Source organism: Vibrio rotiferianus CAIM 577 = LMG 21460, from assembly GCF_002741985.1.
Lineage (GTDB): Bacteria > Pseudomonadota > Gammaproteobacteria > Enterobacterales > Vibrionaceae > Vibrio > Vibrio rotiferianus.
This window is the reverse complement of record NZ_APHW01000002.1, coordinates 136,320-159,582: the sequence shown is the minus strand read 5'-3', so window position 1 is coordinate 159,582 and position 23,263 is coordinate 136,320. Positions and strand designations below refer to the sequence as shown.

Here is a 23,263-nt window from a genome sequence, read left to right as displayed (position 1 = left end):
CCATCGTAGACAGGTCTACACTATCAACAAGGTTTAACCCAAAGGTCTCTCTATGAAGCGTCTGTTATTGCTATTGTGTGCTCTGGTTTCTTTATCAACATTTGCCGCACCTAAATCGGATTTATGGCCGTATTGGAAACAATCAAATCAAGCCAATCAAAGTCAAATCTCTCATCAAGATTGGCAGCAATTACTCGATGCTTATTTAGTTGAACAAAGCGAGAATACCTTGTTTCGTTACAGCAAAGTCACAGCTTCCGACAAAGCGAAGTTGAAGCAGTACATCCAACGATTGGCGAAACTTGACCCTCTACAATACAACCAAGCAGAGCAATACGCCTATTGGGTGAACCTTTACAACGCCATCACGGTTGATCTGATTTTGGATAACTATCCCGTCAAATCGATAACCAAGCTGGGTGGCTTGTTTAGCTTTGGACCTTGGGGAGATGATGTGGTCGTGATCAACGGTAAGGATCTGACTTTAAACGATATTGAGCATCGAATTTTGCGCCCGATTTGGAATGACCCAAGAACCCATTACGCGGTTAACTGTGCCAGCTTAGGTTGCCCAAACCTACAAAATCAAGCATTCACCGCTGAAAACACACAAGCTCTACTGGATAGTGCCGCCAAAACATTTATCAACAGCAGCAAAGGCGTATCTATCCAAGGAAACACGGCACAGCTTTCTTCCATTTATGATTGGTTTGCCGAAGATTTTGGTGGTGAGAAGCAAGTATTTAATCACATTGCTCAATATGCTCCGCAATACCAAGGCTTTTCTGGAAAAGTAAAATACGAATACGATTGGAATTTAAATCAAGCCAATTGATGTGGACTGGTAGGTCTATACACTTTTGGATCATGCTAACCCGAAAGCTCGAAACCATCACCAAACCAAAGACCAGACAGAAACTAAAAAAGGGCACTAGGTGCCCTTTTTATTGAGATTTGATAAGAATACGCACTTATTTAAAGCCTTTGACCTTTTTAATCAGATCGTAAGCATTCTGAATTTCCTGCGACTTTTCTTTCGCTACGTTCATCATTTCTGGTGGTAGACCTTTTGCCATCAACTTGTCTGGGTGATGCTCATTCATCAGTTTACGGTAAGCGCGCTTAACGGTTTTACCGTCTGAATCTGAAGACACATCCAGAATTTTATAAGCATCAGCCAATTGATCCGCTTGCGAAGCTTGTTGCCAACCTGAACCTGATGACTGGTACTGGCCTTGATGTTGACCTTGGAATCCGCCCTGACTTTGGAAACGGAACGCCGCTTCTTGCATGTGCAGACGACGCTCTAGTTGCTCTGAAGAAAACCCGAGGCCACGTGCAATTTTATGTAGTACATTTCGCTCACTTGGATGAATCGAACCGTCAGCAAATGCTGCCGAGATCTGCAGCTCTAAGAAGAACTGCAATAAATCGAAACGACCGCCTGAAGATATCTTTACACGTACCAACACATCATCTAGAGGGAAGTCACTTTCTTTCCCTTCACGAAACGCGTCTTGTGCTGCGCGGCGCTGGTCGCCATGAAGACTCATGCGGTCCATCATCGCTGATGCTAATTGAATCTCTTCTTTAGTCACTTGACCTTTGGCTTTTGCTAGGTGGCCCATTACCGCAAACGCCGCTTTGAAGAACTCTTCTTGCCGCTGTGCTTGGCTAGGTCCTTTACCAAAGCCTCCGGTAGAAAACCCCGCTTGGCTTAAACGACGCGCTTTATCGAATTGGTGACCGATAAATAGGCCAAACAACAAACCGAATGGACCACCGAGTAACAAGCCAAAAAAGGCACCCAAAATTTTGCCAAAAATATGCATTATGTGTTCTCTATCAATGAATTTTTATCGACGACGACGGTCTTATAGTGCTGGACGCGATGATTTCCTTTATGATAAGGGAATTGTTTTTATTTCGGCCAGGCCATTTCGCCTATTTATCTTTGTGACTTATATATTTGGCAATTATGCCATAACTATATGAGCTCTGAGATACGCGCCGCTATAGTTAGATTCATTTGGCTATGTAGCGAAGGGATAACGACCCCAATAGCCATCGAGCAGCAGTGACACAGGACAGTTCAATTCCATGCAACATTTCTCCCGCACGTTTTTAGCGGCTTCTATCAGCACCGCTCTGTTTGTACCCACAACTCACGCTGAAGCTAATATGCATGATAGTGTGCAGGAAATGCCCACCACAGATCAATGCTTGGTCCAAACCGACAATGAAGATACGCAAAGCATTCCTGTCAAAGTGGAAGCCGATAACCTCCAAGCCATAAATGGTGATAAAGCAATTTATTCTGGCAATGTTAAAGTCACTCAGGGCCGTAAGCGTATCACAGCTGACAATGTCACTTTACATCAGCAAGACAATGTCGTCGTAGCTGAAGGCAACGTAACGTTCAATGATGGCGAAGTAAAAGCGAACTCAACACGTGCTACCAACGACATAGATCAAAACACTTTTTCGCTAGAGAACACTGACTACAAGTTTTTATGTGAATCAAAGCGTGGTAGAGCAGCCTACATATCTAGAACTGGTCAATCTTTGTATGAAATAGAAGATGGCTCTATGACAGCCTGTCCTGAAGGTGATAACTCTTGGCGCCTCGTTGCATCAGGTATTGATATTGACCAGGATGAGGAAATGGCAACGCTTTACAATCCTCGCTTTGAGATACTAAACATACCAGTGATGTATTCTCCGTATCTTACCCTTCCAATCGGTGACACACGCAAAACCGGTTTCTTGTTTCCATCGATCTCCTATGGCTCGAGTGATGGCTTAGAAGTAGAAGTGCCATTCTACTGGAACATGGCCCCAAACTATGACATGACGATCACTGCTCTCTACATGCAGGAACGTGGAACTAAGCTAGACACAGACTTTCGCTACCTAACGGATGGATGGGGAGGAGGCTCTTTAAAAGCAGAGTATCTTGCGGACGATGCTAAGAAAAAATCTGAAAATTCCCGCTGGGGTTATCAGTTTAAACATGCTGGAATAATTAACGAAAACTGGTTAGTTAGAGCAGATTACTCAGAAGTAAGTGATATCGACTTTTTCCAAGACTTAGATTCAGACATTGGTAATCGTGAAGATGGCCAACTGATTCATGAAGGGTTCGTCCAATACCGCGAGGAAAACTGGGACGTTAGCCTTACTGTACGCGACTTTCAGATTCTATTAGAGAACGGTAACAAGCCTTACCGCCTTCTTCCTCAACTAGAAGCAAACTACTATGCACCTCTTTGGAAGTCATACCTAAACTTCGATATTATCGGGCAAGTGAGTCAGTTCGATACCGAGGATCATGCAAAACCTGATGCTACACGTGTTCACATTGAGCCGGGCTTAACGATTCCTCTTTCTACCACGTGGGCATCATGGACAACTGAAGCTCGAGTACTTTCAACCTATTACTCACAAAAGTTAGACAGCTTAACCGACGTGAATCTAAAACAAACTTTGGACGAGAGTGTAAGTCGATTGATTCCTGAGTTTCGTTCCCACGCTCGCATTTATTTGGAACGCGACACAAGTTGGTTAAAAGGCTACACCCAGAGTTTGGAACCCCAAATTCAGTACCTATATGTTCCTGATGAAGATCAAAGCAACATCTATAACTACGATACAACCCTGCTACAAACCGACTACTATGGTCTGTTCCGTAGCCGTAAATACAGCGGTATAGACAAAATTGCCTCAGCTAACCAGTTAAGCTATGGTGCCAGTACTCGTTTCTTTGATGATGACTATAAAGAACGTCTAAACATATCTTTTGGCCAAATTTACTATTTTGACAAGAAGACCAAGCTAAGCAATAACCCAAGCTTACCAGACGAAACATCTAACTATTCATCATGGGCTGTTGAAGCTGACTTTAACTACGATGACTACCTTTTTTACCATGGTGGCATCCAGTACGACATTGATCTAAGCGCAATGCAACTTGCTAATAGCACCTTGGAATACCAGTTCCAAGGAGGCTTTTTACAGGCGAACTATCGTTACGTTACAAGAGATTACATAGAAGATACCATTGAGCTACCCGACTTAGATCGAATCACCAAAGATGGTATTTCTCAAGCAGGTTTGATCGCGTCGTATGAGATAAATAGAAACTGGTCAGCTAGTGGTCAATACTACTACGATCTAAATGAGAAAACCGACTTAGAGTGGTTAGCAAGCTTGAGATATACCTCTGATTGTTGGTATGTGGGCCTAACATACACAAATCAGTTGTTAGGTTGGAACAACGCAATCATTGGTGCAGATGGTGCAGATCCGGAGTATGACAACAACATCAGTGTCAACTTCGGTATTCAAGGCTTCTCAACAACGCAGCAAGGTGTAACCGCATTCAATGAACTTTCTCAAGCCGACAACGCGATCAAATACGGCCGACCATTCTATCTGAACAATTAATCAAATTAAGCGTCATATATATCGATGACGCTCAATTTTAACAACGGAATATTTAATGAAAATTTGGAAATCCATCTTATTCTCCACCCTACTATCTTGTGGTGTTGTAGCTGCACCTGTTGAGCTAGATAAGGTTGCCGTAATTGTAAACGATGGTGTGATACTACAAAGTGACATCAACACCGCGATGAAAACACTTCAAGCCAATGCTAGACAGAACGGGCAAAGCTTACCTTCTGCAAGTGTACTGAAGGAACAGGTCGTTGAAAAACTCATCATGGATACATTGCAAGAGCAAGAAGCAGAACGTATTGGTGTCCGCATTGACGACAACCGCCTAAACCAAGCCATTGCGGAAATTGCGCGTAACAACAACCAAACGATTGAGCAGCTAACGACTTCAATCCAGCAAGACGGCTTAAGCTACGCGGAGTTCCGAGAGCAAATTCGTAAAGAAATTGCTGCATCCGAAGCTCGCAACGCGCTAGTACGTCGCAGAATTAATATCCTTCCTGCAGAAGTAGATGGTCTTGCTGAGCAACTTGCACAAGAAACCAACGCGACGGTTCAATACAAAATTGGCCATATTCAGCTACGATTCTCCGATGACAAGCAAAAGTCAGAAGTTGAAGCGCAAGCAAAAGAACTGGTCAAAGAGTTGAACAAGGGTGCCGACTTTGCAGAAATGGCATACGCGTATTCTAAAGGCCCTAAAGCCTTGCAAGGTGGTGATTGGGGTTGGATGCGTAAAGAAGAAATGCCAACCATCTTTGCTGACCAAATCAAAATGCAAAATAAGGGCAGCATCATCGGTCCATTCCGCAGCGGCATTGGTTTCCACATCCTAAAAATTGAGGATGTAAAAGGTCTTGAGACTGTTGCAGTCACCGAAGTAAATGCTCGCCACATTCTTATTAAACCAACGGTTATTCTCAGTGACGATGGTGCGAAAAAACAGCTAAACGAGTTCATTCGTCGTATTAAAGCTGGTGAAGCAACGTTTGCTCAACTGGCAACACAATACAGCCAAGATCCTGGTTCAGCAGCACAAGATGGTGAGCTGGGCTACCAAACTCCGGATCTTTACGTGCCAGAGTTCAAACATCAAGTTGAGACATTACCAGTCGGCTCAATCAGTGAACCGTTCAAAACAGTACATGGCTGGCATATTGTTGAAGTGCTAGACCGCCGTCAAGTAGACCGCACTGACTCAGCGATGAAGAACAAAGCTTACCGTATTCTATTTAATCGCAAGTTTAATGAAGAAGTAGGCGCATGGATGCAAGAGCTTCGAGCGAGTGCATTCGTTGAAATCGTGGATGACAATGATGAAAACTAACTCGATTCGTAGAATCGTCGTCACCGCAGGTGAGCCTGCGGGGATTGGCCCTGATTTGGTGCTGGCCCTATCTAAGGAAGACTGGGCACACCAAATTGTCGTTTGTGCAGACAAAAATGTATTGGCAGAAAGAGCCAATCAGCTCGGCATAGACGTTCAACTGTTTGATTACAATCCAGAAGAAGCACCCAAAGCGCAACAAGCTGGCACTTTAATTGTAGACCACATCGAAATCGCAGAGACTGCGGTAGCCGGTCAACTTAATGAAGCCAACGGCCACTACGTGTTAAAAACGTTAGAAAGAGCCGCTTTGGGCTGTATGAATGATGAATTTGATGCTATTGTCACCGGCCCTGTACATAAGGGAGTGATTAATCGCTCAGGCGTTGCGTTCAGCGGTCATACAGAGTTCTTCGCCGAGAAGTCCAACACACCGTTGGTCGTGATGATGCTAGCCACTGAAGGCCTGCGAGTTGCTCTAGTAACAACGCATATACCTTTGGCTTACGTATCTAAAGCCGTCACGGAAGAGCGATTAGAAAAAATCATCGATATTCTTCATAAAGATCTTGTAGAAAAATTTGCCATCTCGCAGCCAAACATCTATGTTTGCGGGTTAAATCCACATGCGGGAGAAGATGGCTGTTTGGGTCGCGAAGAGATCGAAACCATCACTCCGACATTGGAAAAGATTCAAAAAGAAAAAGGAATCAATCTGATCGGCCCTTTGCCGGCAGACACCATTTTCAATGAAAAGTATTTAAACGATGCTGATGCTGTTTTAGGCATGTACCACGATCAAGTGTTGCCTGTATTAAAATACAAAGGCTTTGGTCGTTCAGTAAACATTACGCTTGGTCTACCATTTATTAGAACGTCGGTGGATCACGGTACTGCATTAGAACTGGCAGGGACAGGTCAAGCGGATACAGGGAGCTTCCGAACGGCGCTCACGCATGCGATAGAATTGGTAGAGAAGAAACAATGAGAAATGATGTCCATTTAGGACACAAAGCGCGTAAACGTTTTGGTCAAAACTTCCTGAACGACCCATACATTATTGATGGCATCGTATCAGCAATTAACCCAAGACCAGGTCAGAACCTTGTTGAGATCGGCCCAGGTCTTGGTGCAATCACTGAACCTGTCGGCCGTGAAGTCGATAAGTTCACCGTAATCGAGTTAGACCGCGATCTAGCAGAGCGTCTACGCAACCATCCAGAATTGGCTGACAAGCTGACTATTCACGAAGGCGATGCGATGCGCTTTGACTTCACTCAATTAGTGAAGCCAAACAACAAGCTACGTATCTTCGGTAACTTGCCATACAACATCTCTACACCATTGATGTTCCACCTATTTGAATTTCATAAAGACATTCAAGACATGCACTTTATGCTTCAAAAAGAAGTGGTAAACCGTTTGGCTGCAGGCCCTGGTAGCAAGGCTTACGGCCGTCTAACGGTAATGGCTCAATACTACTGTAAAGTTGTGCCCGTACTAGAAGTACCGCCGACGGCATTTGTTCCACCACCGAAGGTAGATTCAGCTGTGGTTCGCTTGGTTCCTTACGAAGTCCTTCCTCATCCAGCAAAAGATTTGCGTTTGTTGGAGCGTGTATGTCGCGAAGGCTTCAACCAACGACGTAAGACAGTACGTAACTGCTACAAATCACTGTTGAGCACAGAAGTATTGGAAGAGTTGGGCGTAAACCCAAGCATGCGCCCAGAGAACCTGACGCTACAGCAGTTTGTTGCCATGGCAAACTGGCTTGCGGATAACCCGCAGCACCAATAACTCAAACGATGAGCCAAACCCTTTGCGGTTTGGCTTATTATTATTGAGATAGTCGTTTACGAGGAGTGCACATGGACGTCATTCAACCTTGCATCAAGATTCAAGTTCATACCAAATACATTGAAGAACAGTCCAACCCTGAACTACAACGCTACGTTTTTGCTTACGTCATTACGATAAAAAACCTCAGCCAACAAACCGTACAATTAATCAGCCGCCGCTGGTTGATTACCGATTCCAATGGTAAGCAAATGACCGTAGAAGGCGAAGGTGTTGTCGGTCAGCAACCTTTTATTCCCGGTAGCGACGAATACACCTACAGCAGTGGCACCGCACTTGAAACGCCCGTTGGTGTAATGCAAGGGCATTACATACTTCTGGACGAAAAAGGGCAGGAATTTATCACCGAAATTGATCCATTCCGCTTGGCTGTTCCCAATGTTTTAAATTAATCAGGAGAGTCAGTGGCTACCTATATTGTTGGTGATATTCAAGGCTGTTTCGATGAGTTGTTACAACTGTTAGAGCAGGTCAACTTCTCAGCCAACCACGATCAACTGTGGTTAGCAGGCGACCTTGTCGCTCGCGGACCTAAATCTTTAGAAACACTACGCTTTGTTAAATCTCTCGGAGATAATGCAAAAGTCGTACTGGGTAATCATGACTTGCACCTAATGGCCGTCTCTCAAGGGCTAAAAAAAGTCAAAGATAAGGATAAAACCGCGCCTATCTTCTCAGCGCCAGACAAAGATGAACTGCTAACTTGGCTATCACAACAACCACTGTTGGCAGAACACGATGACTTTGTCATGTGTCATGCGGGCATCTCTCCGCAATGGGACTTGGTGACCGCTAGAAGCTGCGCTCGTGAAGTGGAAGCAATTATTCAAAGTGAGCAATTGCCTTGGCTGCTAGAAAACATGTACAGCAACCAACCTGACCTATGGGATGAATCCCTATCAGGGCTCGACCGTTACCGCTACACCATCAACGCCTTTACTCGTATGCGTTTTTGCTTTCCAGATGGCCGCTTGGATATGGATTGTAAACTGCCACCACAAGAAGTGTCAGAAGATGAACTTGTGCCTTGGTTTAAACTGCCACAACGAGTCCCTCTAGAAAAAGCAATTCTATTTGGGCACTGGGCAGCCCTTCAAGGTCATATCGATGAAAGCATTATTGGGCTTGATACGGGCTGCGTTTGGGGTGGCTCACTAACCATGATCCGTTGGGAAGACAAGCAAGTCTTCACTCAACAAGCTCTCAGTTAACGGCTCTGATTGCCGGACTAGAAAACAAAAAGCACCGCATTGGCGGTGCTTTTCTAATTCTATCCGATTACTTTTCTAGGACAGTAAAACGCATGTTGTAAGCGTTTTTCTCATCCGCTTGGTATGCTTCAGAGTACGTTTCTTTGAACTCAGCTCCCCAATCTGGGAACTGAGTATCTCCGTCAATTTCAGCTTCAATATGGGTAACATACAGTTTGTTGGCCATTGGTAAACAAGCAGCATAAATCGCCCCGCCACCAATGATCATCACTTCATCTACCTCGCCAACAACGTCAAGCGCATTCTCAATCGACGTAACAGTCGTTACCCCTTCGATTGTAAGCGATGCATCGCGGCTGATGACAATGTTCAAACGACCAGGTAATGGACGCCCAATCGATTCATAAGTTTTGCGTCCCATCACTACTGGTTTACCCATGGTACAACGCTTAAACCATGCAAAATCGGCAGGAAGATGCCAAGGCATTTGGTTATCTTTACCGATAATACGATTGTCTGCCATCGCGGCAATCATGCTGATGATCATATTGGGTCCTTAAACTATTGGTCGACGGCGATAGAATAGCAGCCCCGGAACTGCCAAGCCAACCGCTAAGCCTGCAATAATAAACATCGCCTTAAGAAAGTTTTCCATGCACGTCGCAATAAGTTCAGGTGAGTAACCCAGGTGGTTTATCTCTACCATGGCAATCATCGCTTTATAAGCAAATACCCCAGGAACCATAGGGATTAAGGCTGCAACAGTGAATACTTTAGGGTGAGCAAGAAAACGATGCGACCAATGAACACCAATCATACCAACCAGAGTAGCGGCAAAAAAAGTAGCCCACTCAATCGGTAAGCCAAAATGCATCATCAAATATCGACTGCCATGGCCAATAGCACCACCCACTGCACAATAGACTAAAGCTCTCTGTGGCACATTGAACACCATAGCAAAGCCGACAGCTGGAATCGCTGCAAAAAACATGTCATTTAAAAGACCTAAAGCCAGTTCAAACACACTCATTAGCTCATCCACCCCCAAATGCCAGTCACCTCCATTGCCGCCACAATACCAAGACAGGTTGCTAAAGTAAGCAAGCTCGCCATAGTGAATCGCGCGATCCCCATGTTGATGTGGCCTTTCAACATATCAGCAACCGAGTTAATGAGTGGAAAACCCGGAACCAGCATCAGTACTGATGACGCCATAGCGACCGTGGGCAGATTTCCGATATCAAAGATAACCGCTTGAGCAGAAACAAGAGTGGTAACAAAAGCCGTTGCAGCAAAGTTAAGTAATGGGTTGAAGTGACGATGACCTATCTCTTGACGTACAGTCATACCAACTGCTGAGGCTATAAACGTCATAGCGAACACCCCCCCCAATCCCCTCCGGCAAGGCGACTAAAGGCAGCGCACGATAGGCCAATCATAAATACCACCAACCATCTGTTATAACGTTCAGGGCTAATATGATTGAGCTTTTTTTGCGCCATATTGAAATCCAGCAGTCCACGCTCCATTAGGATACAGATACGCTGAATTTGGGTAATCACACGCATATTGATGCCGCGATCAGCACAGCTCCGCGCAGTGGTGATACAGTGATCTTCCATAACAGTGGTCACAACAAGTGCATTAGCAGAGAGTGCTACAGCAACTTCAGATACTCCACATGCAAGACCGATACGACGCATGATGTCACTCACCAAAGTGCTTTCTGCACCATGGGCCAATAACATCTGTCCAGACTGAGCGACTAACCTAGATATCGCTCTCTGCTTTGATGACATAGAGACTTCCTAATTCCTTTTATAAAAGCGTGTAGACGCAAACACTGTCGCCTACTAAATATGTGATTAAGCACAATTTGATATTGTGCCGCAAATCACATCGGCTAAACATGATTTAGATACAAAAAAAGCCGCAATACACATTGCGGCTTAATGAATTAGCTAGCGATTAGTCGCGGACGTAAACAACGTGACCGTCGTCTTCTTCGTCATCCCAGTCATCCCAATCGTCGTCGTCATCTTCAGTGATCACGTCTTTACCAGCCATTGCGTCTTTATGGTAGTCATCCCACATGAAGTTAACTTTATCTTCTTCAGCCACTTCTTCCTCTTCACGAGGTAGGTTTTCCATAAAATCAGCTAACTTATAGCAAAGCTCTTTTGTACCGTTACGGTTGATCGCCGAGATCTTGAAGTACTCGTCTTCCCAACCTAGCGCATCCAAGATCTCTTGGATCTTTTCATTCGCTTCTTCTTCCGGCATCAGATCCGTTTTGTTGAAAACTAACCAGCGAGGTTTGCCTGCTAGTTTTTCACTGTACTGCTCTAGCTCATCAATGATGGTTAGGGCATTTTGAATTGGATCAGACTGATCGATAGGCATGATATCAATCATGTGCAATAACACTCGGCAACGCTCTAGATGCTTAAGGAAGCGAATACCTAGACCTGCACCGTCTGCTGCACCTTCGATAAGACCAGGAATATCAGCAACCACAAAGCTCTTCTCAGGAACCACACTCACAACACCCAAGCTTGGGATTAGCGTAGTAAATGGGTAATCTGCTACTTTTGGTTTTGCTGCAGATACTGCGCGGATAAAGGTTGATTTACCTGCGTTAGGCAGACCAAGCATACCAACGTCAGCCAATAGCAATAGCTCTAGACGGATTTCACGGATTTCACCTTTAGTACCCAACGTTCTCTGACGAGGAGCGCGGTTTACTGAAGATTTGAAACGCGTGTTACCAAGACCGTGCCAGCCGCCTTTAGCGACCATCACTTTCTTACCGTGTTCTGCTACTTCTGCAACGATTTCGTTAGTGTGGATATCAACTGCGCGAGTACCAACTGGCACGCGAAGCGTGATGTCTTTACCACGTTTACCAGTACAGTTACCGCCGCGACCGTTTTCACCGCGTTCTGCTTCGTAAAAGCGTTGGAAACGGTAATCGATCAGGGTATTTAGGTTTTCATCGGCTTGGATGTATACATCACCACCATCACCACCGTCGCCACCATCTGGGCCACCTTTAGTGATGAATTTTTCACGCCAGAAACTTACAACGCCGCTACCGCCGTCACCAGCCTGAACTTTTACTACCGCTTCATCTACGAACTTCATCTTTTACTCCGACTACTTCGTGCGTGGATTAAATCTGACTTGTCATCAAACAATTTTAGCAGATGACAGATCTAAGCTCCCAGATACCCAGCGCTCAGGGCTAAAACGAGAAACTTCGATATGTCGACTGCTACAAATAAAAAACCCCGCCGAATCGGCAGGGCTTTTGAATTCAGCTGTAAAGCTTTAATAATTAACCTAAAAGGTAAAATTACTCAGCTTCGATGCTTACAAACTTACGGTTCTTAGGACCTTTAACCTCGAACTTCACCTTACCTTCAGTAAGAGCGAATAGAGTGTGGTCTTTACCGATACCTACGTTGTTACCAGCGTGGAACTTAGTACCACGTTGACGAACGATGATGTTACCTGCAAGAACAGATTCACCACCGAAACGCTTAACACCTAGACGTTTGCTTTCTGAATCGCGGCCGTTACGAGTAGAACCACCAGCTTTTTTGTGTGCCATTGTTAAACTCTCCTAATAGATTAAGCGTTGATACCAGTGATCTTCACTTCAGTGAACCACTGACGGTGACCCTGTTGCTTACGAGAGTGCTTACGACGACGGAACTTAACGATTTTAACTTTATCGCCACGACCGTGTTGTACAACTTCAGCAACAACTTTGCCGCCCTCTACAAGAGGAGCACCAACTTTGATGTCTTCGCCGTTAGCAACAAGAAGAACTTTATCAAATTCTACAGTTGCACCAGTTTCAACGTCTAATTTCTCTAAACGAAGAGTTTGACCTTCGCTTACACGGTGTTGTTTACCACCAGATTGGAAAACAGCGTACATATTTTACTCCGCTTTTTCCGCACAGCCTTTTCATGAGGGTGTGCGCTAAACTAATCATCAATAGGGCGCAGATTCTACAGAAGAGATGCTCCTATGACAAGCCATATTTTGAAAAAATTGGCGAAAAGCTAATCGCCAAAGAAAAGTGCGGCAATCATGCCCTTTAGTAATGTATTAATCAACGTTTTTTAGTGTATTATTCGACAATTATATAAATCGAATAAGCCTTGCAGGGTCTAACTTCAGCCGGATATACGATGGATTTTAAAACTATCCAAGCGCTTACTGCCGATGACATGGCAAAAGTGAATGAAACAATTCAAGCCCAACTAAATTCTGATGTCTCTTTAATCAACCAACTCGGTTTCTATATCGTGAGTGGTGGGGGCAAACGCCTGAGACCACTTCTGGCAATATTGTCAGCACGTGCTCTTGGTTACCAAGGTAACGGTCATACTATGGCTGCGGCGTTTATCGAGTTCATCCATACAGCAACTTTGTTGCACGATGATGTAGTTGATGAATCTGACATGCGTCGTGGTAAAGCGACAGCGAACGCTGCATTTGGTAATGCGGCGAGCGTGTTAGTTGGGGACTTTATTTATACTCGCTCATTCCAAATGATGACTGAGCTAGGATCAATGAAGATCCTTAAACTGATGAGCGACGCAGTTAATGTGATCGCAGAGGGTGAGGTTCAGCAGTTGATGAACTGTAATGATCCTGACGCGACAGAAGAAAGCTACATGCAGGTCATCTACTCTAAGACCGCACGTTTGTTTGAATCCGCTACACAGATTGGTGCGATTCTTAACGATGCGCCGGAAGAAGTAGAAGTGGCATTCCAGAATTACGGTAAATATTTGGGCACAGCATTCCAACTGATCGACGACGTGATGGATTACACGTCTGACGGTGAGGATATGGGTAAGAATGTTGGTGATGATTTGGCTGAAGGCAAACCAACGCTTCCTCTACTTCATGCAATGCGAAATACCACGCCAGAGAATGCGCAGATGATTCGTGAAGCGATTGAGAAGGCCAATGGTATGGATCGACTAGAAGACATTCTAGCGGTAATGCAGGAAGCTGGCTCGCTGGAATACACCACGCAAAGAGCGCTGGATGAAGCAGATAAAGCCATTGCTGAGCTCGCAATCCTGCCAGAGTCTGAATATAAGCAAGCACTCATCACACTAGCCCATATGGCTGTAAAACGTACTAGCTAATAAAGTAGACCCAAATATAAAAAGGAAGAGCCCCGCTCTTCCTTTTTATTATCTGTTGTTTTTAAACGTTGAACATCATTCTAGTAATACTGGTCACTACTACCATGAAGTTGAGGGTTATCTTCTATTTCATCGAAGCTAACCGCTAATTGCTCTTCAGAGCCTTGCTTAGCCAACAGTACCGTTTCCGCTTCTTGGTCAACCACCAAAATGGTCCCTACTCCCTGCTGACACTCTACAACCATACCTTTACGAATTCGACTTGCTTCCATCATCTTCTCCTTCACAACGCTGCTTGGTTCTGACTCTGATACGTAAGCCAATAAAAAAGGATCAAAAAAGCCGATCTTAAGATCGGCTTTGTCATTATATGATGCTCTTTATATAGAGAGAGGCTTATTTAGCAAACTCAACACCAATGTTGATATCACCATTTAGCGTTTCTAGCATGCCATCAAGTGCTGACTTTTCGTAGTCACTTAGAGCACCGTAGCTTAGCACTTCTTCGACACCATCTTTACCTAGCTTCACAGGTTGTGCAAAGTAAGGAGCGTGCTCACTGCCACCTTCTACGTATGCACACTCAACCACACCTTCTTCACCTTGAAGTGCACGTACTAGTGCTAGACCAAAGCGACACGCCGCCTGACCCATAGATAGAGTTGCGCTACCGCCACCCGCTTTCGCTTCTACAACTTCTGTACCTGCGTTCTGGATACGCTTCGTTAGCGCTTCCACTTCTTCAGCAGTAAACTCAACACCTTCAACTTGAGAAAGTAGAGGAAGAATGGTTACGCCAGAGTGGCCACCAATAACAGGCACACGAATGTCACCCGGATCTTTGTCTTTTAGTTCAGCGACGAATGTTTCTGAACGGATAACATCTAGCGTTGTAACACCAAACAGTTTGCGCTTGTCGTAAACGCCTGCTTTTTTCAACACTTCAGCTGCGATTGGCACTGTGGTATTCACTGGGTTAGTGATGATACCTACACATGCTGTCGGGCATACTACCGCGATCTTCTCTGCTAGCGACTTAACGATGCCAGCATTTACGTTAAATAGATCTGCGCGATCCATACCAGGTTTACGAGCAACACCAGCTGAGATAAGTACCACGTCCGCACCTTCAAGTGCAGGTGTTGGATCCTCACCAGCGTAACCTTTGATAGAAACCGGAGTTGGGATGTGGCTAAGATCGGCTGCCACACCAGGAGTTACTGGAGCAATATCGTATAGGGCTAAGTCAGAACCTGCAGGAAGGCGGTTCTTAAGTAGAAGGGCCAGAGCTTGACCGATGCCACCAGCGGCACCAATAACGGCTACTTTCATGTAGTTCTCCTTGAGAGTATTTCTCTTATAAACGTATTCGTAGGGTATTTTGTAACCAGCTAAAATAAAGCTATCGGAATCACAACTTGATTACAATCAATTAACGTCAGCTTTGCGACCTCGCGCAACTCACTGTTATCGTGCTACAAATGAGGCCTCGATTATTCTGTTATTCGACTGAAATGACAAGAAATTCAATGTCATTTTTCACCTAGTTTTTGGAACAATACGAAACACTATTCTCTTTGGGGTTTACAGTGATGGAATTAACATAATAGTTGGAGCTTTTGGCTTTAGATGAATATCTATGCGAAAATATGCACATTGCTGATACTTAGATGAAGAGAATCAAAAAACACTATGCGCAATTCAGAAAAACAAGACAATTTAGTTCGCGCTTTTAAAGCACTATTAAAAGAAGAAAGCTTTGGCTCACAAGGTGAGATTGTTGATGCACTAAAACAGCAAGGTTTCGAAAGTATTAACCAATCTAAAGTCTCTCGCATGCTAACCAAGTTTGGTGCGGTTCGTACACGTAATGCGAAAATGGAGATGGTTTACTGTCTTCCTGCTGAGCTAGGCGTCCCAACAGTAAGTAGCTCTCTGCGTGAATTGGTGTTAGACATCGACCACAACGCCGCTTTAGTTGTTATCCATACTGGTCCAGGCGCAGCTCAACTTATCGCTCGTCTACTTGACTCACTTGGTAAGTCCGAGGGCATCTTAGGTGTGGTTGCTGGTGATGACACCATTTTTATCACACCAACAATGGCAGTAACGACGGAACAGTTGTTCCAATCCGTATGTGAGTTATTCGAGTACGCTGGTTAATGCTAACTACTTATGGGCTATGAAAATAGTTGAATTTTTGTAGCCCATAATTTATGTAAAATGTTTGCTAATTAGGCTAATTTTCACTCACAAAAAACGTGACATACATCACGCTATTAATTATTTTCACCAACCCCACCAGAAAACACTTAAGTAGCTGTAATAAAAGAACTATTACTCTCTATTTTCTTTTACTCCCATGACTACCCATTAGATTTTTTCGCTATAAGTTTTAACAATCGGATAATTTTCTGCCAAATTTTTGTTATTATTCGCTCGCTTTTTCAAACATTAGGATTGAAAAAGATGCCGTTTCCAGACAGGAAACTTCAGAAGTAACTTATGGTTACTTTTGGGTAGATAAAAAATAAAGGAAGGGAAATTCATGGCATTTACCAAACTTATTAAAGTAGGCGCAATCGCTGCAGCTGTAATGGGCGCAGGCGCTGTTAACGCTCAAGAATTCATCACAATCGGCACAGGTTCTGTAACTGGTGTTTACTACCCTACCGGTGGTGCAATTTGTAAATTGGTAAACAAGGGTCGTAAAGACCACAACGTTCGTTGTTCTGTAGAGTCTACTGGCGGTTCTATTTACAACGTGAACACAATTCGTGCTGGTGAGCTGGATTTTGGTATCGTGCAATCGGATTGGCAGTACCACGGCTACAACGGTACAAGCAAGTTTGCAGATCAAGGCCCATACAAGAAGCTACGCGCGATGTTCTCTCTTCACACAGAACCTTTTAACATCATTGCACGCGCAGACTCTGGTATTGAAAGTGTCCAAGATCTGAAAGGTAAACGTGTAAACATCGGTAACCCTGGTTCTGGTGACCGCGCGACAATGGGCGTAGTAATGGATGCTATGGGCTGGACAAACGACAGCTTCAAACTGGCATCTGAGCTAAAAGGCTCTGAGCGTTCACAAGCGCTATGTGACAACAAGATCGATGCGTTTATCTACATGGTTGGTCACCCGAACGGTTCAATCAAAGAAGCAACAACATCTTGTGATGCTAAGCTAGTATCTGCAACGGGTCCACAGATCGAAAAGATCGTAGCAGACAACCCATACTACGCATACAGTACAGTTCCAGCTGGCATGTACCGCGGTACAGACAAAGACGTAAATAGCTTCGGTGTTGCGGCAACGATGGTAACAACAACAGATGTATCAGATGATGTTGCATACAACGTAGCAAAAGCTGTGTTCGAAAACTTCGACACATTCAAACGTTTACACCCAGCATTCGCAAACTTGAAAAAAGAAGACATGGTGAAAGCTGGTCTTTCTATCCCTCTTCACCCAGGTGCAGAAAAATACTACAAAGAAATTGGTTTGATTAAATAACCAATTCGCCATAAATCAAGCAGAGAGGGATGGCTCTCTGCTTGAAAGCAGGTGGTAGTTCTAATCGCCTGTTCAATTCAATTATCCGGTTCTATTTCCTAGAATCGCGTTCAATTACTCAAGAAAAATTAAAGCTGGCTTTATTTAATCCAGAGCTTTGCCGTTCTACTGGAAACAGCCAGACACCAATAAGAAGCAAGTTTTGCCCTATTCACTACACTGAAAGAGGCGAAATAAGGTTCTCGAAAAGTAAATCTAAGACAGGACCATCAATAATAAGGGAAAAGTACATGTCGACGAACAACACTCCGTCACAAGATGTGCAAGAAATGGTGGCTCAAGCCGATACTGGCGCGCGCAGCCCATCTGGGCTACAAGGCCGAATCTTATGGTTCGTTCCGCTGTGCTGGTCACTATTTCAATTATGGTATGCATCTCCACTACCATTTATTTTTAATTTTGGCGTACTGAATGACACTGAAGCCCGTGCGATCCACCTTACATTTGCTACTTTTTTAGCATTTACTGCTTATCCTGCAATGAAGAATTCTCCGCGAGATCATATCCCATTAATCGACTGGGCATTGGCGTTAGCGGGCAGTTTTTCAGCAGCTTATATCTTTATTTTCTATACCGAACTGGCTGGCCGTTCAGGCGCTCCAACCACCATGGATATCGTGGTTGCCGTTACAGGTATGGTTTTACTACTTGAAGCAACACGACGCGCATTAGGTCCACCACTGATGGTCGTGGCTGCCGTGTTCCTGACTTATACCTTCGCGGGCCCATACATGCCCGACGTAATTGCCCACAAAGGTGCAAGCTTAAACAAAGCGATGTCGCACCTATGGCTAACAACAGAAGGTGTATTTGGCGTTGCGCTTGGTGTATCAACATCTTTCGTATTCTTATTTGTACTTTTCGGTGCCATGCTAGAACGTGCTGGTGCGGGCGCTTACTTCATCAAGGTTGCTTTCTCATTACTTGGTCACATGAAAGGCGGCCCTGCGAAAGCGGCGGTTGTAGCATCCGGTCTATCCGGTCTTGTTTCAGGTTCATCCATCGCTAACGTGGTAACCACAGGTACATTCACCATCCCGCTAATGAAACGTGTTGGCTTTCCTGGTACCAAAGCGGGTGCGGTAGAAGTAGCTGCTTCAACCAATGGCCAGCTGACGCCGCCTATCATGGGTGCAGCGGCCTTCCTAATGGTTGAATATGTTGGTATCTCTTACGTTGAAGTAATCAAAGCAGCCCTACTTCCTGCACTTATTTCCTACATTGCTCTGATTTACATCGTTCACCTTGAAGCATGTAAAGCAGGCATGACCGGCCTTCCTCGTCGCCACAACCCAACCATGCTACAAAGCCTATTATCATTTACTGGCACTATCCTTGGCTTGTGCGTCATCAGCGCCTTGGTTTACTACGGTGTGGGTTGGACTAAAGACGTCTTCGGCGATGCAGCAACACCTATCGTTACTGTAGCTTTACTAATTGCTTATGTCGGTCTTGTGAAGATTTCAGCGAATCACGTCAAAGATGGCGCGATTGAAATTGATGCTGAGCTAACCGAAGTACCAGATCCGGGCCCAACGATTAAATCTGGTCTGCACTACCTATTGCCTATCGTCGTATTGGTTTGGTGTTTGACGGTTGAGCGTTTTTCGCCAGGCCTATCGGCATTCTGGGCCACGGTATTTATGATCTTCATCTTGCTGACACAGCGTCCGTTGATTGCAGTGTTGTCCAAAGAGGGTGATCTTGTCGAACAAACTAAAGACGGTTTTGTCGATCTAGCTGAAAGCTTAGTCTCTGGTGCGCGCAATATGATTGGTATCGGTGTTGCGACCGCAGCTGCGGGTACCGTTGTTGGCGTAGTAACACTAACTGGTATTGGCCTGGTGATGACAGACTTCGTCGAGTTCATCTCTGGCGGTAGCATCATACTGATGTTGCTATTTACTGCAGTGATCAGCTTGATCTTGGGTATGGGTCTACCAACCACAGCAAACTACATCGTGGTATCAACACTGATGGCGCCAGTTATCGTCACTTTAGGTGCAGCACACGGCTTGATCATCCCACTGATTGCGGTGCACTTATTCGTGTTCTACTTCGGTATTCTTGCCGATGATACGCCGCCAGTAGGTTTGGCAGCCTTCGCCGCAGCAGCTATTGCAAAATCAGACCCAATTCGCACTGGTATTCAAGGCTTTACCTACGATATTCGAACCGCAATTCTGCCATTCATGTTCGTTTTCAACACGCAACTGTTATTAATGGGGATCGATACATGGTGGCATTTGGCATTAACCGTGATCTCTTCGATCATTGCGATGTTGATCTTCTCAGCAGCAACACAAGGTTGGTGGTTCACACGTAACAAGTGGTGGGAAACCGTTCTCCTATTAGTGCTCACTTTCTCTTTCTTTAGACCAGGTTTCTGGTGGGACATGCTTTATCCCGCGAAAGTTCTTTCCCCTGGCGTTGAGATAGCTCAAATAACAGAAGGCTAAATGTAGGAGAATCCATAGAGTTACGTGTCGCTGGTGAAAACCTTGAAGGTGACTACGTTGAAAAAACGGTACGTCTTCCGTTCGAAGATAAAGCAGCAACCGCTGAAGAACGTATTTCTTCAATGGGCCTAATGCTGACCGAGAACGACGGCAAAATGATCGTAGACATGGTTGAGTTTGGCAGCCCGGCAGAGTCAGCCGGAGTCGACTTCGACTGGGAGATCAAATGGATTGTTCAAGACGCAGATCGTCCAATGAAAGAATGGGTATTTGTGCCTTGCTTAATGATCTTGCTGGTACTTGCCCTGAACCAAAAACGTCGTGCTCGTAAGGAACAGCTGAGCGCATAACCGATTTGGCCCCGAGGATAAGGGGCCTCAATGAGAGACATTGAATGTACAAACAAATTCTTGTTCCGGTTGATCTAAATGACCAAGGCTTTTCTGACCGCGCTGTTGAATTAGCGGTATGGCAGGCAAAGCAAGCCAATGCTGAAGTTCACTTGTTAACTGTTTTGCCTGGTATTCATATGTCGATGGTCGCAACTTACTTCCCGAAAGATGCGGCGGCGAAAATGAAGCAAGACGTAAAACAGCAACTCAAAGCCTTTGCAGACCAACATATTGATGACGAAGTGATCTACAAAGTCCACGTTGCAGAAGGCAAGGCGTATGCAACCATCCTTGATTACGCAGAACGTTTAGGTGCTGACCTTATCATTATGCCAAGCCATAAACGCTCAAAGATCAACAAAGTGATGCTGGGCTCTGTGGCAAGTAAAGTGGTAGAGAACTCACCAATCAATGTAATGGTAGTGAAACCTCAAGGTTAACGCGCTCATTCAAACTCATAAAATGAAAAAAGGTTGATGCTTGCATCAACCTTTTATTTTTACAATGTAGAAAACTTACCCCGCCGCTTTGACAAAGGCTTTCAATGCTTCACTGCTATGTTGAGCATTAAGCTCACCAATCGCACCAGCAGCTTCAACCTGACCACCAGCTACAAATGCAAAATGACTAGCAATCGCTCTGGCGTCACTTAGATGGTGCGTCACCATCAAAACGGTAATACCACGCTCAGCAGCAAGCTGTTTAACCAGTGTCAGCATTTCTTCACGCAGCACTGGGTCTAGTGCAGAAAAAGGTTCATCGAGTAACCACATTGGATGCGGCTGAACAAAACAACGCGCAAGTGCCACACGCTGACGCTGACCACCAGAAAGATATTCAGGTAAACGGTCCAGATACTCAGCAACCCCGACTTGATTCGCCGCTTGCTCAACAAGCAGTTTTTGGTCTGCCGTGAGCTTTAACCCCGGATGTAAGCCCAAACCAATATTGTCCCTTACTGACAGGTGAGCAAACAGGTTATGCTCTTGGAACAGCATTGAAAACGGACGCTGATACGGCTCTTTACGCACGATAGACTCACCATCAACCAGAATATCGCCATGGTCTGGATTAATAAAACCAGCAACTAACGCCAATAGGGTTGATTTGCCCGCCCCACTCGGCCCCATCAGTGAAACGATTTGTCCACGCTGAATAGCTAACTCAAAACGAAACAGTTCACGTTGATAGGTGTACTGCACATCATCCAACACTAACATTACGCTCTCTCCTTCGTTTTCAACACTTTCTCAATCAAAGCAAAACAGCCGACGCTGAGTAACAGCAAAGTAACCGATACCACGGCAGCGGCATCCATCTGGTAACTTCCCAACAATTGGAATAGGTACAACGGCAAGGTTCTAAACTCTTGCCCACCGAACAAGGCAATCGCACTTAAGTCGCCAATTGCAAACATAAAGCTGATAGCAAAAGCATGTGCAAACGGCTTGCGCAGCGCTTGCCACTCCACGACTTTAAAACGTTGCCAACCACGCATGCCTAAGCTGGCGCACACGTACTGGTACTGCTGTTCAATATGTAACATGGGTTGAGACAAGGTTTTAATCACATATGGCAATGCCATTAAGCCATTGACCAAAATAACCACAAAAAACGCCAAGCTGAAAACATCGGTAAACGATCGCAGTAACAGGAACAATCCGGTACTGATCACCAATCCCGGCGTTACTAAGATAATGGTTCCGATAAACTCAATTTGATCGGCGCGAGTGTTTTTACACTGCAATCGCCAACGTCGGCTGGTCAGTAAAATCGATACGCCTGCTGCAACGGCAAGAGAGCTCGCCAGTGCCGCAACTTTGAGTGAATTAAGCAGTGCAGACCAAAAACGCTCATCGGTCAATACCGACCAAACTTGTTGGTTGATACCACTGAACACCACCATCACAAGTGGCGGTATTACTAGTAAAAAGGCACCTATGATCCAAAAGCTATCCCAAGCTTTTGACCACCCATGATCCTTCGTTAAATATTGCTGTACCGATGTGCTACCAGCGCTTACTGAGACTGGCTTAGTCAACTTCTGCACGCCAATCGCTAACAAGCCACATAGTAGCATTTGCCACAGTGCCAAAAGCGCCCCAGCCTGCAGATCAAAATCGAACTTAATCGCCTGATAAATGGCGAGTTCAATGGTGGTCGACTTCGGTCCTCCACCCAGCGCCATCACGGTGGCAAAACTGGTAAAGCAAAGCATAAACACCAAGCCGCTTACGTGTGGTAATTGCTGCCTTAGGCGTGGCCATTCCACCCTGCGAAACTTGTCCCAATGGCTCATTCCAAGGTGTGCACACAGTTTATGTTGCTCTGCGGGGATCGATTCCAATGCTTGCAAAAGCAGGCGCGCCGCATAAGGCATGTTGAAGAACACATGCGCAAGTAAAATACCGTTCAGGCCATAGATGGAAAACGGCAGCTCCGAATCGATGCTTTTCAGCCATTGTGCTAATAAGCCGCTGTTACCGTAAATCGCCAATAAGCCAAATACACCAACTAACACCGGCAGAACTAAGGTAGACGCAAACAACTTTAGTAGTAGAGACTTCCCAAAGAACTCACGTCGAGAAAGTGCGTGAGCAACAGGAATAGCAAAGCCAACACTCAATAGTGTAGAAAGGAAAGCTTGGTAGAAGCTGAACTTGGTGACGTGTTGATAGTATGGGTCTCCCCACACCATAGACACATCAAGAGAAGGCGCTTGAACAATCAAAGCACCTAGGCAGAAACAACAAAGGTCGCGATAATCATCGCGACCCCTAACCCTATTTTCGGAACAGAATTCAAAAG

General features: G+C 45.0%; 20 protein-coding genes and 3 pseudogenes. 12 read left to right on the top strand and 11 right to left on the bottom strand.

Annotation, left to right across the window (positions count from 1 at the left end; genetic code table 11):
* Positions 1-52: 52 nt before the first annotated feature.
* A complete protein-coding gene (locus B853_RS01565; protein WP_038885328.1) occupies positions 53-835 on the top strand; it encodes a DUF547 domain-containing protein in 783 nt (260 codons plus the stop codon).
* 136 nt (positions 836-971) lie between these two features.
* Here the strand turns inward: B853_RS01565 and djlA are convergent, their stop codons facing one another.
* The gene (djlA, locus tag B853_RS01560; RefSeq protein ID WP_038885329.1) at positions 972-1,832 is read right to left on the bottom strand and encodes a co-chaperone DjlA; all 861 of its coding nucleotides are present in this window, start codon (positions 1,830-1,832) and stop codon (positions 972-974) included.
* 268 nt (positions 1,833-2,100) lie between these two features.
* On the opposite strand from djlA, the gene lptD reads away from it, so the two are divergent.
* The 6 genes from lptD to apaH all read left to right on the top strand — a co-directional run bounded on the left by lptD (position 2,101) and on the right by apaH (position 8,853).
* Positions 2,101-4,446, top strand: coding sequence for an LPS assembly protein LptD (gene lptD / locus B853_RS01555; protein ID WP_010445627.1), 2,346 nt, complete (start codon positions 2,101-2,103; stop codon positions 4,444-4,446).
* Between the two features lie 55 nt (positions 4,447-4,501).
* A complete protein-coding gene (gene surA / locus B853_RS01550; RefSeq protein ID WP_038885330.1) occupies positions 4,502-5,785 on the top strand; it encodes a peptidylprolyl isomerase SurA in 1,284 nt (427 codons plus the stop codon).
* Positions 5,775-6,773, top strand: coding sequence for a 4-hydroxythreonine-4-phosphate dehydrogenase PdxA (pdxA, locus tag B853_RS01545; RefSeq protein ID WP_010445622.1), 999 nt, complete (start codon positions 5,775-5,777; stop codon positions 6,771-6,773). The genes surA and pdxA overlap by 11 nt, the downstream gene beginning before the upstream one ends.
* Positions 6,770-7,582 carry a 16S rRNA (adenine(1518)-N(6)/adenine(1519)-N(6))-dimethyltransferase RsmA gene (rsmA, locus tag B853_RS01540; RefSeq protein WP_010445616.1) on the top strand — a complete coding sequence of 271 codons (813 nt, stop codon included), beginning with the start codon at positions 6,770-6,772 and terminating at the stop codon, positions 7,580-7,582. The genes pdxA and rsmA overlap by 4 nt, the downstream gene beginning before the upstream one ends.
* Positions 7,583-7,653: 71 nt before the next feature.
* Positions 7,654-8,034: a Co2+/Mg2+ efflux protein ApaG gene (gene apaG, locus B853_RS01535; RefSeq protein WP_010445614.1), complete on the top strand. Its 381-nt coding sequence runs from the start codon at positions 7,654-7,656 to the stop codon at positions 8,032-8,034.
* Between the two features lie 12 nt (positions 8,035-8,046).
* Positions 8,047-8,853: a bis(5'-nucleosyl)-tetraphosphatase (symmetrical) ApaH gene (apaH, locus tag B853_RS01530; RefSeq protein ID WP_038885331.1), complete on the top strand. Its 807-nt coding sequence runs from the start codon at positions 8,047-8,049 to the stop codon at positions 8,851-8,853.
* 67 nt (positions 8,854-8,920) lie between these two features.
* Here apaH and folA read toward each other — a convergent pair whose 3' ends face one another.
* The 6 genes and pseudogenes from folA to rplU all read right to left on the bottom strand — a co-directional run bounded on the left by folA (position 8,921) and on the right by rplU (position 12,798).
* Positions 8,921-9,400: a type 3 dihydrofolate reductase gene (folA, locus tag B853_RS01525; RefSeq protein ID WP_038885333.1), complete on the bottom strand. Its 480-nt coding sequence runs from the start codon at positions 9,398-9,400 to the stop codon at positions 8,921-8,923.
* A gap of 9 nt (positions 9,401-9,409) precedes the next feature.
* Entirely contained in the window at positions 9,410-9,883 is a 474-nt protein-coding gene (locus B853_RS01520) for a threonine/serine exporter family protein (protein ID WP_029560911.1), read from the bottom strand.
* A pseudogene (locus tag B853_RS01515) lies at positions 9,883-10,652 on the bottom strand (threonine/serine exporter family protein). Before B853_RS01515 ends, B853_RS01520 begins: the two are co-directional and overlap by 1 nt.
* Before the next feature lie 169 nt (positions 10,653-10,821).
* Positions 10,822-11,997 (bottom strand): Obg family GTPase CgtA, encoded by a 1,176-nt coding sequence (gene cgtA / locus B853_RS01510; protein ID WP_010445604.1) that lies wholly within the window; start codon positions 11,995-11,997, stop codon positions 10,822-10,824.
* A gap of 211 nt (positions 11,998-12,208) precedes the next feature.
* Positions 12,209-12,466: a 50S ribosomal protein L27 gene (gene rpmA / locus B853_RS01505; protein ID WP_005383095.1), complete on the bottom strand. Its 258-nt coding sequence runs from the start codon at positions 12,464-12,466 to the stop codon at positions 12,209-12,211.
* A 20-nt stretch (positions 12,467-12,486) separates the two neighbouring features.
* Entirely contained in the window at positions 12,487-12,798 is a 312-nt protein-coding gene (gene rplU, locus B853_RS01500) for a 50S ribosomal protein L21 (RefSeq protein ID WP_000271393.1), read from the bottom strand.
* Positions 12,799-13,055: 257 nt separating this feature from the next.
* Here rplU and ispB point away from each other — a divergent pair, with 257 nt between their 5' ends.
* Positions 13,056-14,027 (top strand): octaprenyl diphosphate synthase, encoded by a 972-nt coding sequence (ispB, locus tag B853_RS01495; protein WP_038885335.1) that lies wholly within the window; start codon positions 13,056-13,058, stop codon positions 14,025-14,027.
* An 80-nt stretch (positions 14,028-14,107) separates the two neighbouring features.
* On the opposite strand, the gene B853_RS01490 is transcribed toward ispB, so the two are convergent.
* Both B853_RS01490 and mdh read right to left on the bottom strand, forming a co-directional pair.
* Entirely contained in the window at positions 14,108-14,299 is a 192-nt protein-coding gene (locus tag B853_RS01490) for a hypothetical protein (protein WP_010445455.1), read from the bottom strand.
* 124 nt (positions 14,300-14,423) lie between these two features.
* Positions 14,424-15,359: a malate dehydrogenase gene (gene mdh / locus B853_RS01485; protein WP_038885336.1), complete on the bottom strand. Its 936-nt coding sequence runs from the start codon at positions 15,357-15,359 to the stop codon at positions 14,424-14,426.
* Positions 15,360-15,719: 360 nt separating this feature from the next.
* Between mdh and argR the strand changes: the two genes are divergently transcribed.
* From argR to B853_RS01465, 4 genes and pseudogenes are all read left to right on the top strand, one after another.
* Positions 15,720-16,190 carry a transcriptional regulator ArgR gene (gene argR, locus B853_RS01480; protein ID WP_010445450.1) on the top strand — a complete coding sequence of 157 codons (471 nt, stop codon included), beginning with the start codon at positions 15,720-15,722 and terminating at the stop codon, positions 16,188-16,190.
* A gap of 385 nt (positions 16,191-16,575) precedes the next feature.
* On the top strand, positions 16,576-17,544 hold the full coding sequence (locus tag B853_RS01475) for a TAXI family TRAP transporter solute-binding subunit (RefSeq protein WP_010445448.1): 969 nt from the start codon (positions 16,576-16,578) through the stop codon (positions 17,542-17,544).
* Positions 17,545-17,834: 290 nt separating this feature from the next.
* Positions 17,835-20,413, top strand: a pseudogene (locus tag B853_RS01470) (TRAP transporter permease).
* Between the two features lie 44 nt (positions 20,414-20,457).
* Positions 20,458-20,895 carry a universal stress protein gene (locus tag B853_RS01465; RefSeq protein WP_005430588.1) on the top strand — a complete coding sequence of 146 codons (438 nt, stop codon included), beginning with the start codon at positions 20,458-20,460 and terminating at the stop codon, positions 20,893-20,895.
* Positions 20,896-20,970: 75 nt separating this feature from the next.
* Here the strand turns inward: B853_RS01465 and thiQ are convergent, their stop codons facing one another.
* Entirely contained in the window at positions 20,971-21,675 is a 705-nt protein-coding gene (thiQ, locus tag B853_RS01460; protein WP_038885338.1) for a thiamine ABC transporter ATP-binding protein, read from the bottom strand.
* A pseudogene (thiP, locus tag B853_RS01455) lies at positions 21,675-23,260 on the bottom strand (thiamine/thiamine pyrophosphate ABC transporter permease ThiP). Before thiP ends, thiQ begins: the two are co-directional and overlap by 1 nt.
* Positions 23,261-23,263: the final 3 nt, after the last annotated feature.

What these genes read in the sequence shown, in the direction of transcription:
- rsmA (WP_010445616.1), top strand. Translation starts at nt 6,770, where the DNA reads ATGAGAAATGATGTCCATTTAGGACACAAAGCGCGTAAACGTTTTGGT.
- lptD (WP_010445627.1), top strand. Translation starts at nt 2,101, where the DNA reads ATGCAACATTTCTCCCGCACGTTTTTAGCGGCTTCTATCAGCACCGCT.
- B853_RS01565 (WP_038885328.1), top strand. Translation starts at nt 53, where the DNA reads ATGAAGCGTCTGTTATTGCTATTGTGTGCTCTGGTTTCTTTATCAACA.
- rpmA (WP_005383095.1), bottom strand. Translation starts at nt 12,466, where the DNA reads ATGGCACACAAAAAAGCTGGTGGTTCTACTCGTAACGGCCGCGATTCA.
- B853_RS01475 (WP_010445448.1), top strand. Translation starts at nt 16,576, where the DNA reads ATGGCATTTACCAAACTTATTAAAGTAGGCGCAATCGCTGCAGCTGTA.
- cgtA (WP_010445604.1), bottom strand. Translation starts at nt 11,997, where the DNA reads ATGAAGTTCGTAGATGAAGCGGTAGTAAAAGTTCAGGCTGGTGACGGC.
- B853_RS01465 (WP_005430588.1), top strand. Translation starts at nt 20,458, where the DNA reads ATGTACAAACAAATTCTTGTTCCGGTTGATCTAAATGACCAAGGCTTT.
- thiQ (WP_038885338.1), bottom strand. Translation starts at nt 21,675, where the DNA reads ATGTTAGTGTTGGATGATGTGCAGTACACCTATCAACGTGAACTGTTT.
- djlA (WP_038885329.1), bottom strand. Translation starts at nt 1,832, where the DNA reads ATGCATATTTTTGGCAAAATTTTGGGTGCCTTTTTTGGCTTGTTACTC.
- apaG (WP_010445614.1), top strand. Translation starts at nt 7,654, where the DNA reads ATGGACGTCATTCAACCTTGCATCAAGATTCAAGTTCATACCAAATAC.
- ispB (WP_038885335.1), top strand. Translation starts at nt 13,056, where the DNA reads ATGGATTTTAAAACTATCCAAGCGCTTACTGCCGATGACATGGCAAAA.
- argR (WP_010445450.1), top strand. Translation starts at nt 15,720, where the DNA reads ATGCGCAATTCAGAAAAACAAGACAATTTAGTTCGCGCTTTTAAAGCA.
- pdxA (WP_010445622.1), top strand. Translation starts at nt 5,775, where the DNA reads ATGAAAACTAACTCGATTCGTAGAATCGTCGTCACCGCAGGTGAGCCT.
- rplU (WP_000271393.1), bottom strand. Translation starts at nt 12,798, where the DNA reads ATGTACGCTGTTTTCCAATCTGGTGGTAAACAACACCGTGTAAGCGAA.
- mdh (WP_038885336.1), bottom strand. Translation starts at nt 15,359, where the DNA reads ATGAAAGTAGCCGTTATTGGTGCCGCTGGTGGCATCGGTCAAGCTCTG.
- surA (WP_038885330.1), top strand. Translation starts at nt 4,502, where the DNA reads ATGAAAATTTGGAAATCCATCTTATTCTCCACCCTACTATCTTGTGGT.
- B853_RS01490 (WP_010445455.1), bottom strand. Translation starts at nt 14,299, where the DNA reads ATGGAAGCAAGTCGAATTCGTAAAGGTATGGTTGTAGAGTGTCAGCAG.
- B853_RS01520 (WP_029560911.1), bottom strand. Translation starts at nt 9,883, where the DNA reads ATGAGTGTGTTTGAACTGGCTTTAGGTCTTTTAAATGACATGTTTTTT.
- folA (WP_038885333.1), bottom strand. Translation starts at nt 9,400, where the DNA reads ATGATCATCAGCATGATTGCCGCGATGGCAGACAATCGTATTATCGGT.